Source organism: Thermoplasma sp., assembly GCF_008709555.1.
In the GTDB taxonomy this organism is placed as follows: domain Archaea; phylum Thermoplasmatota; class Thermoplasmata; order Thermoplasmatales; family Thermoplasmataceae; genus Thermoplasma.
Genome location: NZ_VYIJ01000035.1, coordinates 1 through 5,418 on the forward strand (window position 1 = coordinate 1; position 5,418 = coordinate 5,418).

A 5,418-nucleotide genomic window follows, 5' to 3' on the forward strand; every position below is an offset into this window, starting at 1 on the left:
TACGGTTTCCTGAGGCCTTCTGGCGGTGCCGTATACATCGATGGCAAGAATGTATCAGGCATGAAGCCAAGGGATGTGGCGTCCCTCGTTTCCGTCGTGCACCAGGAGCAGCCGGTGCCAATGAACTTCACCGTCAGGGATATAGTCTCGCTTTCCGGATACAGCAGGCGCAGGGAAGGGCCAAGCGTCGAGGAATGCCTTGAGGCCTGCGGGATAATGCACCTTTCAGATCGCGAATTCTCAACGCTGAGCGGCGGTGAGAAGCGTATAGTTATGTTTGCGGCGGCGATGTACCAGAACACGAAGTACATACTCCTGGACGAACCGATGACATTCCTGGACATAGACAAGGCAGTGAAGGTCATGTCCATAATAAGGAGGTTCAGGGAGGAGGGCAAGACCATCGTGATAGTATCGCACGACATAAACTTCCTTTATAACGAGTGCGACAACGTGATACTGATGCGTTCCGGCGAGATACTTTACCAGGGAGATCCGAAGAAGGTAATGGACGAACAATCCCTGTACGAGGTTTTCAGCGTGAAATTCAGAAGGTATGAATCGGCAGAGGGCGTCAGGTTCTATCCCTCTCAATGACGTACCTAAGATCCTCTAGTGTGTTGATGTTGGCGGCCGATCCTAGAAGATCGATATTCTTGTAGGATCCAGATGGCGCATTGAATATGGATACGCCGGTATACTTCCCGCCGTCCGTCAGCGATACAACGTCAGCTTGAGTGGACATGGCCCTGCGCAGAGAATCGAGAAATGCACTGCATTTGAAAATGTATACATCTCCTGGGACAACGAGGATAGGAAATCTTCCGATGGAGATCATGGCGTTGTTCAGATCCTCGACGTAACCTTGCCTCGGCCTCATAATGACCCCTATATCCATGGATAGAAGTTTTTCGCGCAGCCTAATCATCGATGGATCTATGGCAGCATACATGATGGAGCATATGCCCCTTATGCACCTGACCGTGCGATCAATTAGAGCCTCTCCATGGATCTCTATGAGGGCCTTCTCAGGATTGTTCATCCTGGATCCGAGTCCACCAGCCATGATCAGGCAGATCAACTGTCTCCTGCGTTCATATCGTACTTCTTGATATACTCTTCGAATATCTGGTCCGGAGATGCGATCCTGTCCTCGAATCTCGTTACCGGCCTCTCATTGTACCAGTTAACGAATTCCTCAAGGCTGCCGAATGTCCACCTGTACCTGTCATAGTTCTGCCATAGCTTTGAAAGGGAAAGGTGAACCTTCGAGCTTCCCTTATCCGTTATGACCTCTGATATGCCCTTCTTCCTGGCAAGATACCCAAGGTTGGACGAGTTGTAGATCAGGCTCAGAACGCCGCTCCTTATCATAAGCCTCTTTATCTTCCCGCTCACGTTGAGCCCTTCGAGGACGCCTGCAACAACATCGCTGGTTATCTTTACCGATTCTGCGTAGGACAGTATCTTCTTTGTTGTCATGTCAACGCAGAATACAGCGTACTGGTCGTTGAAGTTCCTCTGGTGGTAGTCCAGAAGCACCGTTGAAAGTGGCGGTTCAGCCTTCTTACCATTGACTATCAGCGCATTTTCCTTCAGCTGCACCATCCTCTTCAGCTTCATGTAATTGTATATCTTGTAGTACGATACGTTCAGTCCCTTGCTCCTGAGCAGATAGTATATGGTCCTGGAACCTATCCTGTACCTGTCCCAGAGATCGTCTATGAACTTCTTCTCATCCTCGGTGAGATCCGAGTCCCTCGAGCTTCCAGGCATCTCGCTTTCGTGCAGGATCTGCTGTATCCTCCTTGGAGTCACGTTGAACATCCTGGCGAGTTCCGTGACCTTGTATCCCTTCTTCACGCTGTCTATTATGAACTTCCTATCCTCGGTGTTTAACATGTAGGTCAAATTTACAACCATGGTCAAGATAAGGCACTTTTTCGTAGCAGTTTATGTAGGATATACGTCATTTTCCTGTGCATGGCCATGCGCAATTTCGCAATTCAATCGTGGATCATTAAATACCTATCCACTCACATACATATGTACACAGTGAAGCAGATGCCCATACTTAAATCATTGAAGAAGCTGAAGAAAATATTCCAGACTGACGATTCGAAGTCAGAATCGGGTATAGGCGTACTTATTGTCTTTATCGCGATGATCTTAGTTGCTGCTGTTGCCGCATCCGTGCTCATACACACGGCAGGGATCCTGCAGCAGAAGGCATCTAGCACCGGAACCACCACCATACAGCAGGTAGCCTCTGGCGTGGTCATAACCCAGATACTGGGCTATGACTATGCCAACCCGCCTGAGGCCGGCGGTATTTCCTATCTTGCAATCTTCGTGACGATAAACTCGGGAGGGTCTCCGGTTGATCTGTCGAACACGACCATAACGCTGTCGGTGGGTGGAGTCACAGCCGTGCTGGTGTACAACACAAGCATATTCTACGATATAGCGGGCACAGGTTCTGCGAACATATTCTCCGCACCAGTGTGGGGAGAGCTGTCAGCATCGCACAAGAACCCAACGAACTTTGGCATACTGGTTGAATCGGATCCATCGCACTCCATGACGAATCTCTATCCAGTGCTTGAGACCGGTGATATCGCTGCACTGATAGTGAACGTTACGAACACGTTCGGTACAAACATAACGCAGGGGTCCGCTGTAAGTGGCCAGATAACGCCTGAGGTCGGGGCCCCAGCGCTGATAGACTTCAACGCACCGACATCTTTCTCGACCAAGTCGATAGTGATAAGCTGAAGGCCAACTCATCATGAGGATAGATACCGTACGCCTGATTTTGTGAGTGCGTACGATATTCAGAACATTTTAAAAACAAGAAGCAATCTTGCCAATATAATGAAGAAATACTTATATGGATCCGCTTACGCTCCAAGGGCAAGATCTTCCGGCTTTGCGCTGACAGATGGAATAGGGCATGTCGGCGGCGCATTTGGCGCACTATTCCTACCGTTATTGGTCGCCTCGTTATCATTCGCATTTAGCTTCAGGTTCATAGCCATAACTGGTCTCATTGCGGGGATTCTTGCAATGTTTGGTCCGAGGACATCCAGTAGGACTTTGGAAGCCATTTCAGCCTGAACAGGCTTTAGAGAAAGAGGCATACTGACTATTTTATGTATTTTCTGCTCGATAAATATAAATAATATTTTTATGATAAACTTCAATGAAGATACGCTATATACGGTTGCTGGTTTCTGTAGTGATCCTGGCAATACTCCTATTCGCTGGCTTCTCCTCAATTGGCCCTCTTCCACCACTGACCAAAGTTCTGAATCCGTCATCTGGCATATTCTCTCCTCCATCATATTTCTACACTCCTGGAAGCCAGAAGGTTGTCGTCAAATTCTCAAACGTATCTGCCGGCGTTATTGTTTACAGGCAGCCAGACGGTTTCATCGGCATAGCAAGTAACAGCACCCAGGCCGTCTACTATGAGCAGGGCTATCTTGAGGCTGAGTATAGGCTCGCACAGCTAGATTTCCTCAAACGTACGGCCCTCGGAAACCTATCTGCAATCGCCGGTCCATCAACGTTGCAGACCGATATCTTCATGCGTGAGTTGCAGCTGTACAATACCGCTGTGCTGGAGAGGCAGAATCTTAGCACCAGCAGCCTAACGTATATCTATCTGAAATCCTTCGTGGCAGGCATAAACGCATACATTGGAAACCTGACCTATGCGAGGCTGCCTCTCCTGTTTAAAATACTGAATGCAAGGCTGCACGCATGGAACGTCACAGACGTACTTGCGGTGCAGCAGCTGTTCCTATGGGAGAACAGTGCTGGAGGACTCGATCCGATTTATTTCAACTTTGCACTGCAGAAGATGCCTGAATCTATCATAAAGACCATATACCCGGCGTATCCAGCGGGGATACAACATCCGATAGTCCCTTATTCGCTTAACCCATATATATACACCGAGCAGGGCGACATCAGGGATCTCAACCTCTACGTTCCATACGTGAATCTGTCCGATCCGGAATACGCCACAGTCAATGCCTTCTACACAAGTGCAATGACCGGTCTGGTGAAGGCATCCATTTTCTTCACAGGTATTTCGGATGCCTATGATATAAAAATGAACTACACGGTTTTTCATGATTTCGGCAGCAACGACTGGGCCGTGAACGGCATACGCACATCAAACACATCGGCGATGCTTGCAAACGATCCGCACCTGACCACCAGCGTGCCGTCGATATGGATGGGTTTCCAGCTCGTTGCGCCAGGCATGAACGTCATAGGTGTCACATTTCCGGGCTTCCCTGGTGTTATACTGGGCCACAATCCTTACATTGCATGGGGCGCTACCAACGGACAGATACAGGAGACGTATTTCTACGCTGAACAGACCTCCCCAACGCATCCCGAGGATTACTACTTCAACGGTTCCTGGGTGCCGTTCAAAGTGGAGAATGAAACCATACTGGTGAAGGGAGAGAAACCGGTGCACATTGATATATACCGCGCAGTTAACGGAATCATCATAAACAACAGCCTGGGGGTTCCCATAGCGATGGATTGGACAGGCTACATGCCAACCTATGAGATAACTTTCTTCCTCCACATCAACAGGGCGCACAGCGTTATACAGTTCGTCCAGAACCTGACAAGGTACTTCAAGATCGCGATACAGAATTGGGCGGTTGCTGACAGCTCCGGAAATATAGGGATATTACCGTACGGGCTCTATCCAGTCATAGCAAGGGGCAACCCAAGAGGCATACTGCCTGGAAACGGATCTTATGACTGGACAGGTTTCATTCCGCAGCAGTATCTTCCTAGCCTTTACGATCCATCTACAGGTTTCGTCTTCTCAGCGAACCAGATAACGATTTCCCCAAACTATCCCTATTACATAGGATGGGATTATGAGTCCGGGTACCGTGCTGATCAGATATACACAATGATCAACGCGACCTACGGCTTCAATTATGCGAAGATGGAAAGGATACAACTGTGCGTACACGACTTCACCACGGGCATATTCCTCAAACCGTTATTGGCTGTGCTGAACGAATCTGGGCTGAGCGATACGCCGGAATACTCGGCGCTCAAGTCATGGAACGGAAACATGGATATCAATTCAACGGCAGCAACGATATACTATTTCTTCATAAGGGACTTCGTCAGCACCGTGTTCGAACCATGGCTGGCATATTACGGCATAAACGGTATCTACGGACTTGGGCAAACATCATTCTTCCTTGGATCCGATGACTACTACCATGGCCCGTTGATAGAAGACCTGGTCAACTGGACAATAACGCATTACAATTCAACATTCTTCAGCAATCCATTCACGGGCAAAAGCGGAAACGAGACAACGGACATGATGATGGCCTATGCTGAAGCGATAAACTACCTAACAAAAAA

Annotated in this window: 6 protein-coding genes; 4 read left to right on the forward strand and 2 right to left on the reverse strand. The window is 48.6% G+C overall.

All coding sequences use genetic code 11. The features are described from left to right. The coding region (locus F6Q11_RS07450) for an ABC transporter ATP-binding protein (RefSeq protein ID WP_297027949.1) at positions 1-597 on the forward strand (597 nt) is incomplete at its 5' end. Here the strand turns inward: F6Q11_RS07450 and F6Q11_RS07455 are convergent. Both F6Q11_RS07455 and F6Q11_RS07460 read right to left on the reverse strand, forming a co-directional pair. Beyond that, the gene (locus tag F6Q11_RS07455) at positions 575-1,066 is read right to left on the reverse strand and encodes an NTP transferase domain-containing protein (RefSeq protein ID WP_297027952.1); all 492 of its coding nucleotides are present in this window, start codon (positions 1,064-1,066) and stop codon (positions 575-577) included. The genes F6Q11_RS07450 and F6Q11_RS07455 overlap by 23 nt on opposite strands. An 11-nt stretch (positions 1,067-1,077) precedes the next feature. Next, a complete protein-coding gene (locus tag F6Q11_RS07460; RefSeq protein ID WP_297027961.1) occupies positions 1,078-1,911 on the reverse strand; it encodes an IS481 family transposase in 834 nt (277 codons plus the stop codon). 135 nt (positions 1,912-2,046) lie between these two features. On the opposite strand from F6Q11_RS07460, the gene F6Q11_RS07465 reads away from it, so the two are divergent. The 3 genes from F6Q11_RS07465 to F6Q11_RS07475 all read left to right on the forward strand — a co-directional run. Further along, entirely contained in the window at positions 2,047-2,775 is a 729-nt protein-coding gene (locus F6Q11_RS07465; protein WP_297027954.1) for a flagellin, read from the forward strand. Between the two features lie 99 nt (positions 2,776-2,874). Continuing rightward, positions 2,875-3,117 carry a hypothetical protein gene (locus F6Q11_RS07470; RefSeq protein ID WP_297027956.1) on the forward strand — a complete coding sequence of 81 codons (243 nt, stop codon included), beginning with the start codon at positions 2,875-2,877 and terminating at the stop codon, positions 3,115-3,117. 85 nt (positions 3,118-3,202) lie between these two features. Continuing rightward, a partial coding sequence (locus F6Q11_RS07475; RefSeq protein ID WP_297027958.1) for a penicillin acylase family protein occupies positions 3,203-5,418 on the forward strand: 2,216 nt, incomplete at its 3' end.